Here is an 18,597-nt window from a genome sequence, read left to right on the forward strand (position 1 = left end):
TAGCATCTATAACTGGATGGGATTACATTTTGTCAGCCCTAGCTACTGTTGCATGATTTTTGAAAATTGGTATAAAAAACCTGTATCCGATGAAACTTGCCCCCCGAATTTATCCGTGGAGTCAATGCTTCAATTCTTTAATCTAAAATCTAAAATCTCAAATCGATTGACTTGCTTTAAATTCCTTTGAGGAGCGATCGCCAATCCCGACAGCGTTTCAGGTAAATACGAGCTACCTGATCGCTCGGATTTGTCCGCAAACACTCTTCAAACAATTTTCCCGCTTCTCGGAACTGCTTGCGCTCGCACAGTAACATAGCTTCAGTATATACGGGCAAATTTGCTAGCTTTGCCGACCTAATTTCCGGCGGATCGGCATCAAATACCTCATAGACTACGACATATTGAGATTTTCCTTTTACCTGTACTTTATCCACAATCCGAATAGCATAATCAGCAGGATTTCGCAACCGTTCCAAAGTCTGGTGAGAAATTAACAGAGGTACGCTGTAATCTTTGGTCAATCCTTCAATGCGAGATGCCAAATTAACAGCATCGCTAATCACAGTGCTGTCCATTCTGCTTTTACCCCCGACTGTCCCCAGCATCAAAGAACCCGAGTTAATGCCAATGCCAATTTGAATCGGGACGTAGCCGACACGCTGACGGTCTTGGTTGTAATTAGTCAGGATATTTAGCATTGCAATACCCGCTTTCACTGCATCATCTGCAAAGTCACTAAACAGAGCCATAATTGCATCGCCGATGTATTTGTCAATAAACCCATTATTGCTAGTAATGGCCGGCTCCATCCGCGAAAGGTAAGCATTGATAAAATTAAAGTTTTCTTGCGGTGTCATAGTTTCCGAAAGCGTCGTGAAGTCGCGGATATCCGCAAATAGCACCGACATTTCCTCCTGCACTTGGTCGCCTAAATTGACATCTATAATACTTTCATATCCCAACAAATTTAGAAATTGATGCGGCACAAATCGCCCGTAGGCATCAGTTAATTCTGATTCTGCATCCAGGGATTTTTCCAAATTTTGATTGAGTTCAAAAAGTTTTTCAATAAATTTATGGCGCTCGGTTTCAGCTTGTTTGCGTTCCCCGACATCTTGAAAAACTGCCATCGCAAAAGCAACTTGGTTACCGTCAAAAATAGGAGTTCCCGAAGCCTCAATGGGAACTTTCTTGTCGGGTCGATGAATTTCCAGATCGTCAGCCGTCGCGTTTTCGCCCCTCAAAGCTCGGACGATAGGCAAATTTTCGTAAGGGTAAAGAGTATCAGTTCCCGTGATATAAAGCTGATAACTTTCTGACAAATCCTCAACTGAATTTAGTGGCAAAACCCCTTGACCGAGTAACTGCTGTCCGGCGCGATTGATGTAGTAAGGTTTGCCTTGAGAATCGAGTACGGCTACGCCTATGGGAATCGCTTCCAGAAATTGAGCCAGCTTGATTTCGCCTTCCCGAACCGCCTCGAATGCCCGAGAGCGCAACTCAGTCTCAACCGTATCGGAATGTTCAGCAGTAGTTTCCAGCAAGATTTCCAGATCCGCTTTTTCCTCCTTCAAGTCTTTCACTTGCTGGCGCAATCTTTCTATCTCTAAAAGTAGGTGTTCTCTAGATGGTTGTTCTTCCAGCATAACGCGAGAATTTGCGCCTCGACTAACAGAAAATTGCTCAACAGCCCGCGCCCTAAAAGTAATCGTGTGTCTATACTAATTCCAACTGCAAACCAGGCATCAGGCGCTGGAAATTCTTCAAAGATTTACCTTGCCAAGCTATGCGTTGAGAACCTTGTACTGCCATTTCCACCCGGGCTTTTTTGCGCTCCTCGATAATAAACTTCGACAGCATATTGATGCCAGCACTGTTCAAAAATTCTAACTGCTGCAAATTGAGGGTAATTTTCGCCGGTTCCACCTCGGCCACCTTGCCCAGTAACTGCAGTATCGGTTCGTACTCCGTAGGCCCCCTCAGCCTGAGAGAGCCAACAAAACTCACGGTTGCCGTTGCTGGATCGTAACAGATCCGGTAATCTTCTGTCTTAATTTCCATTGTCGCAAAAAAAGTCCCTTAGATATTATCGATCGCCAGTGTTGCTTATAATCTCAATTGCACCATCGTTGTCACCGCAATTACTTCCGGGTCTTGGTGTACGGTCTGGAACTTCCAGCCGATTTTGGCGGTATAATCGGTGAGCATAGTCAACAAACCCAATCCAGAATCGGTACAGCTTTCCTCAACAGCATTTTTTTCCAACTGCTGAATGTAAAGCTCGCTGGGTTCGGAGACCAGCAACTGCTGAATGTAAGCCTGAAACTTGTCTACACCTTGCGGAGAGATACTATTAGCAACTGAGAAAATCACTCCGTCGCTCTCTAATTGCAGTTTAATGTTGATCGGGTACTCCGAGGTTTCATTATTAAACTTCATCGCATTTTCTAATAACTCGTTAGCAATGTAGCTAACAGCGCTTTTAATTTCAGCTTGTCTTTCAATTGTCGAGGAATCGTCTTCGTTGCCCGGAAAAAAAGTCGCCAAGTATTCAGCCATAAAATCCGCCGACAAACCGTTGTTCCGCCACCGCTGCTGCAGGGGAATCGAACTCGGGGAAAATCCAATTATTAAGTATTCTTGGCTAGCTGGCAACTCGATGAAATCGCCCAAAGTCTGAATCATATCGATGTGAGAGGTAAAGTTTGATAAGAGGAACATTCCTGAATCTATTTTAAACTTAAGAAGTGAGATTTAATTAGCTATTTTTGTTTGAGAACCAGCAATGTGATGCCATCAAAAACTTTTTGTTTGTCGATGTGCGATCGCACGTCCTTAATTACAGCGGGCATGATTTCGGCAGCCGAACGCTGCCAATTAATCTCTATTACCTCAATTAACCTATCTAAACCATAAAGCAGTTTATCCATATTTTCAGCTTCTGTAATTCCGTCAGTGTACAGCACTACCACATCTCCTGAATACAACTGCACCCTTGTTTCAACAAAAAAATCAGCAATCTCTGCATCCAGCCCGATCTGGAAACCCAAATCGATGGTATCCAACCCCTCGACACAACTGTTACACCGCACGACAATCCTTTCTTCGTGCTGGCCGCTCAACTTCAGCATTCCCTGCTGATAGTCTAGCAAAGCAAGGCTGGCGTTTTTAAAGAATTTCAGGCGCTGCACACTATCGTAAATTACACTGTTAATAGCGCTTAAAATTTTAATCGGCTCTGGTTCATTGTCAGCGAGCCAAGTTCGGAATGCCGTTTGAACCACAATCATTAAAACGCCGCTCTCCCATCCATGTTCCGTAACATCGTCCATGCCAATTTTCACTCTACCTTTGTGCTGGAGTACGTGGTAATAGTCGCCGCCTACTTCCTCAGCACCTTCCATAAATCCCGCAATATCTAAGCCGATAATTTCCTTGAGCTCTCGGTCTTTTGGCAGCAGCATCTGCTGAATTTTGCGAGTAAGGTCTAGTTCGGATATCATTCGCATATTTTCAGCTTTTAGGCGATCTTTGAGAAGAGTATTTTTTTGATTTCTACCAATTAAGGCATCGGCAATCATCTTAAACGCGCCCACAAATTGCCCTTGTTTATCTCTGTTATTCAAAATAATATTGTGGCATAGATTGGCGATTGCCCTCTTTTTTGACGCTTCGTCAATAACAAATAGATTTTGCCTAATTGCGCCGTAAAATTCTATAAAAATAGCTCTTTTGGTTAACAATAAAATATCGATTAAATCGCGAATTTTAACAAAAAATTTTATTGTGTTTGGCAGCGAAAAATCCAAATTATTTACAGTTTGATACCAGAAATTAAAAAATGAATTCCCAGCAAAATTTCTCCCGTTAATATAGGCGTCATATTTGATTAATATACTTTGATATATCGTTTTATATAGTTGCTTAATTAGCTGCTTAACCTGAGAGTTAAAATTTGTTAAATTCTGTGTTAATTTCAGTCGCAGATTCCCCTGATGATTATTTCTAAATGCTAGCTCCATATTAATTGCCAAATCCTCATTAATTTCTCTCAATCTGCTCCGAAGAGTAATCAGTTGCGCTCTTTCCTCTGGTGTGGCATCGGAAGGCCGGCTAATTATTTGAGCAATTAGCCTAATCTCTGACAAGATTTTTGGCATTTCTGGAAGATTGAGCAAAGTAGCATTTATCAAATAATAGGTATCCAAATCTGGGTCTAAAATTAGATTATAACTATGGCAGAATAGAGCGACCGGTCTATCCATGTCGGCAGCTAAACGTTGATATACAAAATCGTAAGTTTCTAAACTCCACTGGGTGCAGCGAAGTTTTAAATTTGGCCAATATTGATAAGTTTTATTTAAAATTTCACGGGGCATTAATATGTTTCCGAGCTGGGGAGCGGTATTTGCCAGTGATTGAAAGTTCGCCTCTATTTTAGCTTCTAAATTTGTCCTGGATTCTGAATTGCTTAAATTGGGATTTAAACTCTGATAATTTAACAGTTGAAGTTTCGGTATGTATTCCCTCAACTGGCGGAGCGGGCGCAGGTATTGATTGCCGTAGATTTCTTTTTGAGCAAAATAACCCCCGCTGTTAATTTCGGAAATCAGCAGGTACATGACCAAGGTTAAAGGTATTGCAAATAGAAAACCGATTAAGGTAAATTTTTGAGGATAGCTTAGCAGATTTATTAGATGGATTCCTAGGGGTTTTCTGTCCATAATTGATACATTTCAACAAGATTATACTATTTTAGTAGCGCTCGCTACTAAAATAGCTTCGGGAACGATCGCTCTTGAAAACCAGAATGGTACAATTAATCAGCGATAGCTGGCTTAATTTCTAATGCGTTTGGATCCTGTTGCAACAAATTGTGCCGCAACCCCTTTGATATCACCGGCTCAGCTCGCCTCCCACAGTCTAAAACACGTTTAGCAGTTTTGGAACAATGAATAGTCATTTTTACTGAGGTTGTGGGGCCGAAGTAGATGCTTTTAAGAATATTTACTTAAACATAAATTTTTCTTAATAACCGGAGACTCTGACTAAAAATTAAGTAATAAATGGGTATTGCAAGTTTCCTGAAACACAAGTGCCGGCAGCGAGTAGGAAATACTTGCGTCGCACCAGCAGTTAAGTTGGTTCTACAAAAAGGAACTAACAGCACGAGCAACAGTGTCTAAACAAGAATCGGCAGTTGAGTGATCGGGAGCGATCGCGCATTGTGTAAAGTCAGGCAGAGGGCGTATGATGAAACCAATCTCCAAAAATAACTCTCAAAACAATCAAAACCGAGACGAAAAGCAGCCCAATCCTTTAATATTGGCTTTGGTGCTAACAGGAATTCTGGCCCTTGAAATGTATCCGGCGCTAAGACACACCGCAGCAGCTAACGCGGGCGCTCTCAAATATTCCCTTGCCCAGTTGGAAAGCCAACAGCAGCAAACCGCGCAGCAATTTTCCTCAGCGGCGGTGTCCCCAAAAATCAGCTATTTGGTATTTGCACTCAATAGTCTAACTTCCGAACCGGGAAAGTTGGCCGAGGGTACGCGCCCACAGCCCCCGAACCAATTGCCCGCAACCGTAGCAGCAGCAATTCGCCGAGAGTTGTCGCGCTCCACTGGCATTCGAGCCGACAAGTTGAAAGTAACTGAATCGAGCCGACAAAGTTGGTCGGATACTTGTTTAGGACTCGGGAAAGCTGATGAAATTTGCGGTCAAATGATTGTGGAAGGTTGGCGAGTTGTGGTTTCTGATGGCAGCCAAACTTGGGTTTACCGCACTAATGCTAGGGGAAATATCTGGCGTTTGGAAAAAAAAGCTAGTTAGGTAAATGTACGCCTGTGAAATGAAAAATAAGTTTTTTTGGAACAGGCTTTGGGACCTGTTTCACAAAGAGTGAATTTTCTTCTGGGAGGTTTCTTGAGGTAAGGGGCACGCGAGCGTGCCCCTTACCTCAAGCTGGGAGTTGTTTTCTTTCGATGATGCCGCCGCCCAACAGCACATCCCCGTCATACCAAACAGCAGCTTGTCCGGGGGTAATGCTCAACTGCGGTTCGTCAAAAATCAACTTAACTCTTGTACTACCAGCTTTTTCCTCTGCTTGGGAGGGTTCCACAGGAATAATGGTAGCGGGCACGGGGTGCGATCGATACCGAATCTGTACCTGAGCCCGAATCGGAGCCCTCGGCTCGGCCACAGAAACCCAATTCACTTTCTCGACAGTACATTCAGATTCTACTGCCAACTGCCGATCGCCCACAATTACCCGATTGCCAGCAGCATCGAGTTCAATCACGTACAGCGGTTCCGGTGCAGCAATCCCGAGTCCCTTCCGCTGGCCGATGGTGTAGTGGTGAATGCCGTCGTGCTGTCCGAGCACCCGCCCTGCCTTGTCCACAATGTCACCCTTTTGCGGCGCAATGTACTTATCCAGAAAAGCCCGCATCGAACCGTTACTTTCCACCAAGCACAAATCCTGACTTTCCGGCTTATCAGCAGTTTTCAAGCCAAATTGGGCCGCAATTCTGCGAGTTTCACTCTTGGTAATTTCCCCCAAAGGAAACTCCGTACCCGCCAACAAATCCTGTGTTAAATCATACAAGAAATAAGACTGATCTTTCGCAGGGTCGATCGCCCGCAGCAACTGATAGCGACCCGTAGCAGCATCGTAAGTAATGCGAGCGTAGTGCCCTGTAGCAATCTTTTCAATTCCCAGTTCTTCGCGAGCATATTTGAGCATCGGCCCAAACTTCACAGTTTTATTGCACTGGGAACAAGGCAGAGGCGTAATTCCTGCACTGTAACCCTCCACCAAATAATCCACAATACTTGCCTGAAAGACCTCGCGGCTGTCAACAATGTGGTGGGGAACACCCAAATCTTCGCAAATTTTAGCTGCATCGACCATTCCCTCAGAGCAGCACTGACCTTTGCCCTTCATCAACCACAGCGTTAAACCCACCACTTCATATCCCTGATGGTGTAAAATTGCGGCTGCTGCGGAACTATCGACTCCCCCGGAGAGGCCTACAACAATCTTGTTCATAAAAAAAATCGGTAAGTGGGAAACGAGCGTCACAAAGAGTGCACAGAGGGAAACGACCCTTCGGCTACGCTCTGGGCATCGCTCGGGGATTTCAATAAGCGAGTGAATCTTTCCATTACACGGGGATTGCTAGAAAAGGTGTACTTTTGTTATGTACTTTCGATGGGACAATTACCATCTCAAATTTTGCAACCCTGTATGCATAATGTTTGCTCCTTTATGAGCCTCCATGAGAGGGGTGATGTTAGCTTGCGCCTTAGTTAACGGTCTGTACTCGATCTAGGACACTGATTTAACCCAATAAGTCTGTTTAATCCTAGATTTCGCGGTTGCAGGAACTAGGCGAAGCATCCCCTGGTAGGTCTTGAACTCTTACCGTTAACGTAGTACGCAGGTACACCTCTGGTCAACTGTCACTTAAGTCTTAGGCTAGAAGCGAGCGTGTCTTTAGAGCTGGGTCGTTGACGGTTGGGGAGAAATTGCTATTTTACTGTTACTTTGTTCGATCGAGCTAATTTATTGTAGCACTAAGATACTACAAACTGCCACTGCTGCAGTTAGCTGAAAGCTTACCACCACTGTAATCGAAATGACTATTCAAAAATTTGTTGTCACCGCCGACCAAATGCGGCAAATAGAAACCCGAATCTTTGTCGCTGGAATGCCAGTAGCAGCTTTAATGGAAAAAGTCGCGCTCCTGATTGCCCTACGCATTCAGCAGCTTTTGAAGGCGGAAGGAAGTTCGGCAACGAGCCCAGGACGGGATTTAACGGATAGAGGGAAAAGCCCAGAAGGGAAAAATCTTGTTAATTCTCAATTGCCAGTTATCGGCGTATTGGTTGGGCCCGGACACAACGGCGGCGATGCTTTGGTTGTTGCCCGCGAATTGCACTTTCAAGGGTTCCAAGTAGTTATTTACTGCCCGTTTTCTCAACTCAAAGAACTGACAAAAAGTCACGCTGATTATGCGCGTTCTTTAAATATTCCATTTGTTGACAATATTGAACGGCTGAAAAACTGCAATTTGCTCGTGGATGGTTTATTTGGATTTGGATTAGAACGAGAAATTACTAACCACACAGCCGCCGCGATCGACGAAATAAATAATTTAAACATCCCCGTTTTCAGTATAGACATTCCATCCGGAATTCATACAGATACCGGAGAAGTTTTGGGAACGGCAATCCGAGCCAAACATACATTATGTTTGGGCTTGTGGAAAATGGCATTTCTGCAAGACAGAGCGTTAGAATATATCGGCAGTTCAGAATTAATTGATTTTGATATTCCGGCAGCAGATATTGCAGCCATAGTGGGCGAAACGCCAGCAATACAGCGCATTACAAAAGCATGGGCAACTCAGCATTTGCCCTTACCCCGATCGCCAATTTCGCACAAATACACCAACGGTCACTTACTAATTATTGCAGGTTCCCGCCGCTACAGCGGAGCAGCAATTTTGGCAGCATTGGGAGCAAGAGCAAGCGGCATCGGAATGCTGTCAATTGCTGTTCCTGAGTCGATTAAACCCATGTTGAGCAGTCAGTTGCCAGAGGCATTAGTTATAGGATGTCCCGAAACCCACAGCGGTGCAATTAGCGAGTTGCCAGTAGCAATTGATTTGAGCATCTATGATGCGATCGCCGCCGGGCCAGGTCTGACATTGGAAGCGGCAATAGCTGTAGAATCTGTACTGGAGAGCGATCGACCTCTCGTATTAGATGCTGACGGTTTAAATATCCTCGCTCAACTCGGCACAGTCCCGATTTTGTCCGAACGCTCTGCACTGACAATTATCACCCCTCACCCGGGCGAATTCAAGCGTTTATTTCCCGAATTAGCCGACCAAACAGGTCATCATCGAATTGCCGCAACTCAAGCAGCAGCTCAGAAGAGCGGTGCAACGATAGTGCTCAAAGGAGCCAAAGTTTGTATAAGCTGTCAAGATGAGGGCGATTCCCTACCGGATAGCTACGCTTCACGTACCATCACCTACCTCAATCCCGAAAGCACCCCAGCCCTCGCCAGAGGCGGCAGCGGCGACGTTCTCACAGGCTTGTTAGGGGGACTATTAGCAACAGCTATCGCCCGCAATTCTCCCCCCCAATCAGTTGCAGCAACAGCAGTTTGGTGGCACGCTCAAGCCGGAATCATGGCAGCCAAAGAACGGACGGAATTAGGAGTAGATGCCTTTACTTTGACCCAGTATTTAATTCCAGCTTTGCGAGAATTTTCTTAGTTTGTACAGAATAGCCAGAGCTCCGACTTTTTTAAGAAGTCGGGGCTCTAACGCGCGATCGTATTTTAGGTTTTTTACCCTTAATATCAAATCCGTTAGCATAGGAATAGTAAATTTGAGTTCACTGTTGACTGTTGACCGTGAACAGTCAACAGTCAACAGTCAACATCACGGACGGTGTAACCGGAAATGATATCATAAAGCTTTGGTTTTTCGTCACCAACCGATCCACTCACCAACTTTGCGACTGTTTCATAACCCTCTATCAGCGGCAGGAGTTTGTAAAGTTTGCAAAATTTGTGCTTGTTCCACTTGAGAGAGTAAAAGTTGACCGCCCGGAGGTTGATGACGTTTGTCTTTCAACCCATCAGCACCTAAAGGCTAGGGCTTTGAATCCAACTTCTTAAGAATTGCGTCAAGTTTGCGCTGCATTTCTGCATTTTGCTGCTCGAGTTTGTCCACTTTGGCTTGTAATCGACCGAGATCCGTAGTTGATTCGGCGGAAGGAAGTTGACGGACATCTCGACCAAAACCCATCAAGGCTGGACGCTCAACGTAAGTGACGCGGTGCAGTACCCGCCAAGCCTTGTTAGCCTTCCCTTTAGCTTGTCGTAAAGCCCGAGCTTCTTCGCTGTTGGACTCAAGCCATTCTGGGTCAACCACATAGCTAAAAAAGTCGTAGAAATTGTTGGTACTGCCTTCAAGGTAGAAACTCATAAAGCGGTAACGGTCAACTTTTTCCCCAGGTAGGATGGGATAGTCGTTGTAGTCCGTAACCCCCCGATTTTCCACACCGCTTAAATCGACATTCAACTGAATACCCTTACTACGGCTTTCGGTTTTACTCATGGTTTGGGTCAGATTAACCGTTGCTTGAGCGGTTAACTCCACTCCGACTCCACCCCCAGCAAATTTACCTTCAAATCCTAAACCCGCATTCAAGCTAAAGGAGCCACCAATAGAATGTTCAGCAGTATTAGCAAAGCTTTGTGCCTCGGAGCGCAAACCACCATCAGCATCCCAAACATAAGTATTGACAATGTTGCGCTTTCCAGCACGAATTTGGATGTCTTCCATTTTCTTCTGCCAGCTAGCAAAACTCGCGGTAGCGTGGCTCTTTTTCTCTTGGTCTTGGATTTGTTTGTCTATTTCTGATTGTTTTTTTGCCACCGCTTCTGACTGTTGAGCTTGCGCTGCCTTAGTTTCTTTCTCCAATGTTGCCTGTTTTTCTTTGTCGGCAGCTTTCTTCTCCTCATCGGTAAGATTGTCCGCTGACTTGTCTTCTAGTCGGTTGACAGAGATTTGTCCAGGAGCTTCGCCTTTATTCGTTTCCCTGCCTAAGGAGCTTTCATCCACTAAAAGGGAATTAAATTGAGCAAAATAGGCTTCTCGATTTTTATCTTGTTGCTCAATCTGTTGTTTGAGGTCATAAGCCTCTTGCAGACGATAGTAACTAGCAGGGTAGAGGGAGCCAAATTGCGATCGCAGTTCGGGGACGTGCTTAAAGAAACGTAGACTGGTGGCACTGCTTCCTGTCATGCCGTCTAAGCTACCGCTCATGGTATAAGCAGGATTAATTAAAAAGGTGATGGTATTCACATCCGGGGGAATATTCTCAACGGGGAGAACCTGATAACCGATCATTGTCCCAGTGCGTTTGAGTCGGGTGACAAAGACATCTGCTAAAGCTGAAACTACCAAGGCGTAACCGACATTTTTGGGGATGAATCGTTTGCCTAAGTGGGGGAAATAAGCTTTTTGTTCTTGAGTACCGCACAATTGTAGTTTGTCAGTCATACTCAGAGATGAACTTGAGGTAATGCTGCTCTCATTTTGGAATTGGTAGGTGGTGTCTAGGTTGCCTTTGAAACCTGCGCGAACTTTAGCGACTGTTGTTGAAAATCCAAATCCTGCACTCGCTTCTGCGTCTGAGCCAGAAAAGATATCTATAGTTGTTCCTAAACCGGAATCTTGCGATCGCTTCCAATTAAACTCTACATCTTCCGACAAAGTTAATTCTACCGATGTCGCACCGTTGTAGCCTTCTTCTATCGTCAGGTTTTCGCTAGGAATGGGGGGAGCACCTTCAACATAGCCCAGAAGCGTCGGCGCAAACTGACCATTGCCAATCCATTTGAGTTCTAATTGTTCGATGCGTTTATCTGGTAAAACCTTAACACCTTGGGAGGTAGGAGCCGCAAAAAACCGCCGCATCATAGCTGTCCTGTCTTTACTGATAGTGCTATATTCACAGCTAACTAGAGCATCTAAGACATCGCCGGTGATGCTACCAATCGGTGCAGTACATCCCCACCAACTTGCGCCGACAATTATACCATCTTTACCATTGCCAGTACGATCGCTGACCCTCGTGCCTGTGGCTTCATTGAAGGGATAGTAAGCGACTAATCCGGGTTCATTGCCACTGAGACGGGTTTTACTGTTGACGGCAATTTCTTCGTCACTGAGGGCGATATTCCACACCCGAAATTCTGAGAGTTTGCCAAATTGTTCTTTCCCTTTGGTACTATTACCGATGGTAGAAAGACTACTAACAGTTTTGCAGATTGTTTCTTGTCGTTCTTTTTGGTTGGTTTTGAGCGCTTCGAGTTCTGTTAGTAGTTCCTTTTTTCCGGCTTCTGGTGCTGCTGGTATTGCTGCTTCTAGTTCCTTTATGCGGGCTTCGGCTGCATCCAGTAATACTTGCTTGACATCCCCTACTTTCTGACCATCGATATAGAATATTGTGGTAGATCCTTTACCCACAGCAGCTAGGTGATGCCATCCAGGAGTTAATTGCCCCAGACTGTAGCCACTGTTGTAAAAATGATTGTTCACAACCACGCCCAACTGCTTAGATTCTTGAACCACAAAGAGGTCGTTACTGGTTGTAGTCGCCAAGAAGTTTCTAGCGGATACTTCTGGTTTTACTAGAGTATCTGCAATTAACTCCAAGAATTTATTCATCAATCCCTGGGTTTGAGTGTTATTAATGTAGGAACCATTTGCTCCAGCATAGACTAAACAATATAGCCTTTTGACACCTGAGAGATTGGAGACACGGTGTTCATCTAGATCTGTGTTTGAACTAAAGGTGTGAGTCGCAGATCCGTTATATTCTACAACGATCAGATGATTAACCGACGAGTCACTAGCATTGTAAACCCGTTTCACAAATCCTTTGTAGGTTTTACCCTCTATATCAGTACTTAAGACTGCACCATCAACAGCACCACCACCATCGGCACCGAGACCTCCCGTAATGTTAAATTCATTTATGCCATCGACATCGGCAACAAAAACAAAAAGTCCTTGATACATACGAGTGAAGTAGCGACCATTCCCTGCATACCGATTAGTTGCGATCGCATTATCGGAGTAGGGAATTTGATTCCCTAAATTGGTGCCCAAGATGTTGCCATTATCATACATATCAGCCCCACCATCTTTAATGCTATATCCGGTTCCACCATCAATAACAAAGTCAAAGCGGTTGGGAATAAGGGTAGTAAGAGACTGATACTTCTCGTTTAGTTGTTTAAGAACATTTTCTAGTAATGTCTTATCTTCCTTTATTTCCTTTGCTTGTATGGGTAGCGGATAGGAAAAATAAGTTTCGATTGTCCATGAATCACCCAGAGGAACAGAATTTGGCAACTGAATGTGAGCGTTGTCATTATTAGCCAAGTTCAGACAAACAGGAAGAGCCTCGGGCAGCCATTGTTCAAAGGTAGAATTGTGGCTGTCAGAAGTAGCATCAAAGTTAGTCAGCCGCATCTGTCCTTGCTCGTCAAAATAGCTTAGTTGTACGTTGCCTTCACAAGTTTCAATGGCACTTAGACGACTAGCAGGACGCACAAACCCTAGTAAAGCGCCTTGAGTTACTAACCCTCGACTATCTGTTTTTAGGGATGGCATAGTTTGCGGAGTTTGTTGGATGGTTCGAGCATCATCGATCAATTGAGTGTTTAAAGCGTTCAACTCAGTTTGAATTTGAGTTAATTGAGCAATCAATTCTTTCAGACGAGTCTCCCATCCCGCTTTGTCACTCAGACTAGCATTTAATACTCCTTGAAGCGTTTTTAATTTTTCCTGTGCTAATTGAAGTTCTTGTTTTTTGGCTTCCCAAGCTTTTTGGGCAGTGTCAATATTCGTATTTGAGGGAGCGCCTTTTATTAACTCCCAGCGATCTTGAATTTGATTGTATCCACAGATTTTATCTGTATCGCGTTGGGCAAAGAGATATATATTATTCCCATAGCAATTTCTCGTTTCCCCCGCTGCTTTGATTACATAAATGTTACTCTGTTGGTGAATAAACTCCCATTGATCTTGAACCTGATTGTATCCACAGATTTTATCTGTATCGCGTTGGGCAAAGATATAGATATTATTCCCATAGCAATTTCTCGTTTCCCCCGCTGCTTTGATTTTATAAACGTTGCCCCCCTGGTGAATAAACTGCCATTGATCTTGAACCTGATTGTATCCACAGATTTTATCTGTCTCGCGTTGGGCAAAGATATAGATATTATTTCCATAGCAATTTCTAGTTTCCCCCGCTGCTTTGATTTTACAAAAGTAGTTAAAGGGACTATTGAGTGCTGTCTGATAAGCAGAGTGAAGAGTTTGCTCTTGGTTAACTAGAGCGTTCACTAAAGTTTGTTGAGTATTAGCCTCTTGTTGAAGGTTTGCAAGATTTGCCACCAAAGCTATTCGCGCTTCTAAGTCTTGTTTTTCTGTGAGCATAACTGTTTCTTGTTGCTCTTTTACTTTGACTTCTTGCAGCTTGACTCTTAACTTTGCTTGACTATCACCCAAAGTTGTCAAAGTCACGCTATCCGTATACTTTGTCTCAGTAATACTATCAGAAACTAACTGAATTTTATGCTTGCGAATATCTAAAGTAGTCCAATTGCCTTTAAGATCGCTAATTCCGAAAGAACGCACCACCGATACCCCATCCGGTACCGTAAAACGTGAACTTGCTTTATACCAATTATCGCCTAAATCGGTAAATTCCGTTGCCTCTGTGTAGATTTTTTGGTGCCATTTTTGAGAACTGCGATTTTTCTTACCTTTGTAGGTAAAAGCAAAAATTTGACCATTTTGGCCATCGGCATTATTAGGATTAATATTGCTGTTGGTTTTGAACTCAAATTCTTCAGTGTAAGTAGCCCGTTCCGACACAGCAAACAATTCTTCATTTTCGTATTTACTTGCTGCTATTGATGTCCCGGATAAATTACGATTAAGGGTGACAGAACTCAGATAGGCATCACCGTGGACAATGCCATCATTACCTTCAAGAGAAAAATCGATAACTTTACGTTTTTTGCCTTCAACAATCCCATCTAGTCGCCAATAACCCACTAAACCGAGTTCTTTACCCGTCAGTTGCAGATACATATTATTTTTGATGTCTGCCTCTGTGCGGACTGTATTCCAGATGCGAACATCGGCAATGCAACCGTGAAAATAATTCCCTTCTAAGGAGGAACCTATTTTTAACCGATCTGTTCCGGCAAATGGAATATGTCCGTCGGTAGAGTTATCCAGAACTCCATTAACAAAGATTGCCTGTTCTTGTGTGTCTTTGCTATAACGGAACGCAACATGATACCAAGTATTTGCTGAGAGACTTATTTGACCAAATGTATCATTGCCATAAAATCCAAAATGTGGAGTTTTACCCCTGACTATCAACTGCAGTCCCTGATTCTGAGAATTTCTATCTGTCCCTAAAATACTATTTAATACATCAGTTCCCCCCAAGGCACTAGGTTTAATCCACGCTTCAACGGTAAAATCCGAACTCAAAACCTTGCCAGATAAGGGTAATTCAATATAATCACCTACCCCATCAAAGATGACTCCCCGCCGTTTTTGGCTTTGTAGTTTCGCACTGATGGCGGTTCCTGCTTGCCACTTGACACCATCTAAGCTAAAACTCTTGCTATCCAATTTGGTCACGGTGTAGGTGCCATTATAGTCTTGGGCATCAACTATCTGTACCGAATCCCCATTAGTTAATCCATGATTGAAAGCAGTTACTTTTAACTTACCCGTTTGTGTAATTTCGTAGGCTGTGACGATGCCGTTATAAATCAGCCCGGCTTCTTCTTCGGGAATCACTTCCCAGGTTCCCCCGTTGGTAGTTTCCGGGCTAATTTCAAAGGTATTATCGTCAATTTTGGTGACTTGGGAATATAAACGGTTGTAATCTTGATTTCCCTCGACTTTAACTTGGGTAATTTTGACCTCATCTAACCCGGTAGCTTTGTCTGAGGTGAGAACAACGCCGTCTTCTTCTCCTCTTGCAATACGAGCGATCATTCCTTGGGGTGGCGGGTTAGAGTTGCTAAGGGCTTTGATTTGCTCTAAGGTGTCCAGAGGCAATAATATTTGACGAGTGGTACTGTGTAGAATTGTGGTACTGTCGGGCCGATCTTTAATCTGGGACAGGGTGCCATCAGCAGCAGCAGCAAAACTAATTGTTGCTACATTTCCCTCACTGGTACCCACTGCTAACAGGACACGCACTGACTCCTTGAGTAGCTGCATTCCGTCATCAGTTTGTCTTTCCCGTTGTAAGTCGTATTTAGTTGCAGTTAACCCTTTCGCAACAGTAATATTTCCCAAATCCAAGGTACGCTGGATAATACCGGGAATAGTACGAGGTTCAGGGTCAAGAACGGTATAGTCTTTAAGATCGAACAGTCCGTCATCAGAAGCACGAATGGTGGTTAGTTCAACTTTTTGGTTTTGGCTATTATAGGAGAAAATATGCCAGCGATATTTATCCTGCTCGCTGGTAGGCAGTAATACGACTGAAAACAAACCATCATCAACGCAACCAGGAATAATATTTAATATAGTAGTGGGTTCATAAAACTCATTCCCATTAATATCTTTAAAATCTAAGGAGTCAATAGTCGTTAGTCCTGTTGCCCCTTTTTTTTGAGTTTGACTAGGTTTATATCTCTGCTTGCTGCGTTTAAAGCGTACTTCTAGCTTACGATTTAAAGTATTTTCCAATCCGTCGAGAACAAACCGATCCACGAACAAGGTGTGGGAATACGACTGACGGAAAACATAGATATATCCTAACCCCGAAACCAACTGCACAGGAGCAATTGGCGAGGGAGAATTAGTACTGTAGCGCGATGCCATCAGCAAATAGCCATCTTGTTGGTGGGTTAGTTCTTCACTTTCTTTGTCAATAACTGACGGATCGTCGGATTCATCTGGGAATTTTAGCGGTTTCCAGCTTTCCCAACCTGTTCTTTCTTCCGGTTTCTGGTTGAGGTATTGTTCTTCAAAACCATCTTGTTTGACAGTGTACCAAATCTTGCCATCCGTATCGGTGCCTACGATGACAACTTTACCTTCGTGGGTGATGCTGTTGATGTGTTGGAGTGTTTTTTTGCTCAGTAGCATTTTTTTACTTTTTTTGCATCTGTATATTATGAGAACTTGGCCATAATACCATAGGCAGATCGTAAGCAGGTAGCTATAAAACGCAATTATGTAAAAAATTGTAAAGTCTCCAGCGGCCCTAAGCGTGGCTAAGTCAGCCCTGTTTACATACTGTTACATGGTTGAGTTTAATCCCGCCTACCTACTTAGTAGTCTGTGGTATCTATCCCTCTTTGACATCTCCCCATGCCTAAAGGCGAGGGGATTCATAAGACCACAATTTAAGTCTTACAGGTGCTGACAAGTCACCTCTACCAACTCCACTTAGATCCAATCCAAGCATTGTTGCTACTTTACGGCCAATATTTGCACACCCATTGCAGTCTGCATTAATTAGCCACCCCTTTGCAGTCCGATACAATCCACGTTTAATTCTGGTTCCAGAAGCTTTCCACCCTTCGGGTTTTTCGCCGATATTAGGCAGTTCGTCAGCATCGAGAAAAGAAGTTTTTGAGGTATAGGATTCTTCGGTTTCTACAAATTTAATTCCATACTGTTCGCACAGTTGAGCAATTCGATCTTTTAACCTACCCGTGGGAATTTGCACAAATTTTTGATTAGTCTTTGTACCCAGATTTATCGAATCTTTTTGATTATTGTTCCATCCAAATATGACTGTACCAATCTGGGAAGATACACAATGATTGATGACCTTACGAGCAGCTTTATTGACTGCATCCCGCATTGTTCTATTTCTGCTTTCGGTCAGCCGTTCCAGTCTTTTCGACCAGAATCCATTGTTTTTTCCAGACATCAAGGTTGCTACTCGTTTGTTGTAGCCTTGGTTGATGGACTTGAGATGCCTTCCGTCTACGATGAATGAAGTTCCAATATTGCTGACACAAGTTATCCAGTTGTCCATCCCGTGGTCGATCATCAATACAGAATCAACGTTGACATCGGATTGAACAGCTTCTTTTTGGTAAACCAATTCTAGATAAAAACATCCGTTTCTGGGTAAAATTCTGTACTCTCGAATAGAAGCATATTCTAAGTTAGATGGCATCGTCAGATAGAACGCATCTATGCCAAACCAAGCTTTAACTTGCTTCCCTAAAGGAAATCGCAACATTCCATCTTTTAATTTGACCGATCTACCTGTAAAAGTTACAAGTGCTAATCCGCCTTGTCTGTATCCAGGAAGTCTTGGATGTTGCGTCACTGTTCCTTCTTTGATTCCAGCTAGCAAGCCCAAATAGGATTGGAAAGATTCAGCAACGCTAGTCAGTATCTGCTGTGCGGTATCTGAATAAAAAGCTTTATAATGAATGTTTCGATTGTCTGTTCCTAAAACTTTATGTAGCTTAGCTCTACTCGGTATCCTGCCAGTTTTGAAGAATAGTTGTCTGGCATAATAAGTTCCACAATTAATTAACTTTGAGGCTTCACTACACAAGAATTCTAAGACTGCTTTCAATTCTTTGTCTGGACTAATTAGATTTTGCTGGCATCCATACATTCTGTTTTCCTCCTTGCTCTATATTAGCGTAGTATTCTTGATTGAAGATTCAAATATGACGATAAAACAACCAATCCCCAAAAAAATGAAGGCGGTTGAAACCGCTACCGACTTCCTCCCCATGTCTAAAAGCCAGGGGCTTCCGTCTCGTTTTTCGGTGAATGCTGCATACACAGCCAAAGCCTCACAACTCAATGTCAGTCGAAATGTTATCTTTGACAGACAAGGTTGGGTGTGGAGAAATTGAGCAAATTCCCTGTTCGGACCTCAATGCTTTAGACAAGCTATGGCTGATATCAATTCCGGCTGCACCGGAATTGATATTAACAGCGACGTATTTTACGTTTAATTAAGTAGTTCTACTTA

10 protein-coding genes are annotated in these 18,597 nt (G+C 43.6%); 3 read left to right on the forward strand and 7 right to left on the reverse strand.

Features of this window, described 5'->3' with window-relative positions; genetic code table 11:
- Positions 1 to 176 precede the first annotated feature (176 nt).
- The 4 genes from QUB56_RS11410 to QUB56_RS11425 all read right to left on the reverse strand — a co-directional run bounded on the left by QUB56_RS11410 (position 177) and on the right by QUB56_RS11425 (position 4,727).
- On the reverse strand, positions 177 to 1,649 hold the full coding sequence (locus QUB56_RS11410) for an adenylate/guanylate cyclase domain-containing protein (protein ID WP_332955258.1): 1,473 nt from the start codon (positions 1,647 to 1,649) through the stop codon (positions 177 to 179).
- 70 nt (positions 1,650 to 1,719) lie between these two features.
- On the reverse strand, positions 1,720 to 2,064 hold the full coding sequence (locus tag QUB56_RS11415) for a slr1659 superfamily regulator (RefSeq protein WP_332955259.1): 345 nt from the start codon (positions 2,062 to 2,064) through the stop codon (positions 1,720 to 1,722).
- A gap of 45 nt (positions 2,065 to 2,109) precedes the next feature.
- Positions 2,110 to 2,688, reverse strand: a complete 579-nt coding sequence (locus QUB56_RS11420) for a DUF6272 family protein (RefSeq protein ID WP_332955260.1) — start codon at positions 2,686 to 2,688, stop codon at positions 2,110 to 2,112.
- A 77-nt stretch (positions 2,689 to 2,765) separates the two neighbouring features.
- Positions 2,766 to 4,727: a PP2C family protein-serine/threonine phosphatase gene (locus QUB56_RS11425; protein WP_332955261.1), complete on the reverse strand. Its 1,962-nt coding sequence runs from the start codon at positions 4,725 to 4,727 to the stop codon at positions 2,766 to 2,768.
- 526 nt (positions 4,728 to 5,253) lie between these two features.
- On the opposite strand from QUB56_RS11425, the gene QUB56_RS11430 reads away from it, so the two are divergent.
- Positions 5,254 to 5,835 carry a hypothetical protein gene (locus QUB56_RS11430; protein ID WP_332955262.1) on the forward strand — a complete coding sequence of 194 codons (582 nt, stop codon included), beginning with the start codon at positions 5,254 to 5,256 and terminating at the stop codon, positions 5,833 to 5,835.
- A gap of 127 nt (positions 5,836 to 5,962) precedes the next feature.
- On the opposite strand, the gene mnmA is transcribed toward QUB56_RS11430, so the two are convergent.
- Entirely contained in the window at positions 5,963 to 7,054 is a 1,092-nt protein-coding gene (gene mnmA / locus QUB56_RS11435) for a tRNA 2-thiouridine(34) synthase MnmA (protein WP_332955263.1), read from the reverse strand.
- A 589-nt stretch (positions 7,055 to 7,643) separates the two neighbouring features.
- Here mnmA and QUB56_RS11440 point away from each other — a divergent pair.
- Complete coding sequence (locus tag QUB56_RS11440) at positions 7,644 to 9,293, forward strand: NAD(P)H-hydrate dehydratase (RefSeq protein WP_332955264.1); 1,650 nt, start codon at positions 7,644 to 7,646, stop codon at positions 9,291 to 9,293.
- Positions 9,294 to 9,674: 381 nt separating this feature from the next.
- On the opposite strand, the gene QUB56_RS11445 is transcribed toward QUB56_RS11440, so the two are convergent.
- Both QUB56_RS11445 and QUB56_RS11450 read right to left on the reverse strand, forming a co-directional pair.
- On the reverse strand, positions 9,675 to 16,733 hold the full coding sequence (locus QUB56_RS11445) for a LamG-like jellyroll fold domain-containing protein (protein ID WP_332955265.1): 7,059 nt from the start codon (positions 16,731 to 16,733) through the stop codon (positions 9,675 to 9,677).
- Positions 16,734 to 16,962: 229 nt separating this feature from the next.
- On the reverse strand, positions 16,963 to 18,231 hold the full coding sequence (locus QUB56_RS11450) for a transposase (RefSeq protein ID WP_332955266.1): 1,269 nt from the start codon (positions 18,229 to 18,231) through the stop codon (positions 16,963 to 16,965).
- An 85-nt stretch (positions 18,232 to 18,316) separates the two neighbouring features.
- Between QUB56_RS11450 and QUB56_RS11455 the strand changes: the two genes are divergently transcribed.
- Positions 18,317 to 18,478 (forward strand): hypothetical protein, encoded by a 162-nt coding sequence (locus tag QUB56_RS11455; RefSeq protein ID WP_332955267.1) that lies wholly within the window; start codon positions 18,317 to 18,319, stop codon positions 18,476 to 18,478.
- Positions 18,479 to 18,597: the final 119 nt, after the last annotated feature.

The sequence above is a fragment of the Microcoleus sp. AR_TQ3_B6 genome (genome assembly GCF_036702785.1).
Classification (GTDB): Bacteria; Cyanobacteriota; Cyanobacteriia; order Cyanobacteriales; family Microcoleaceae; genus Microcoleus.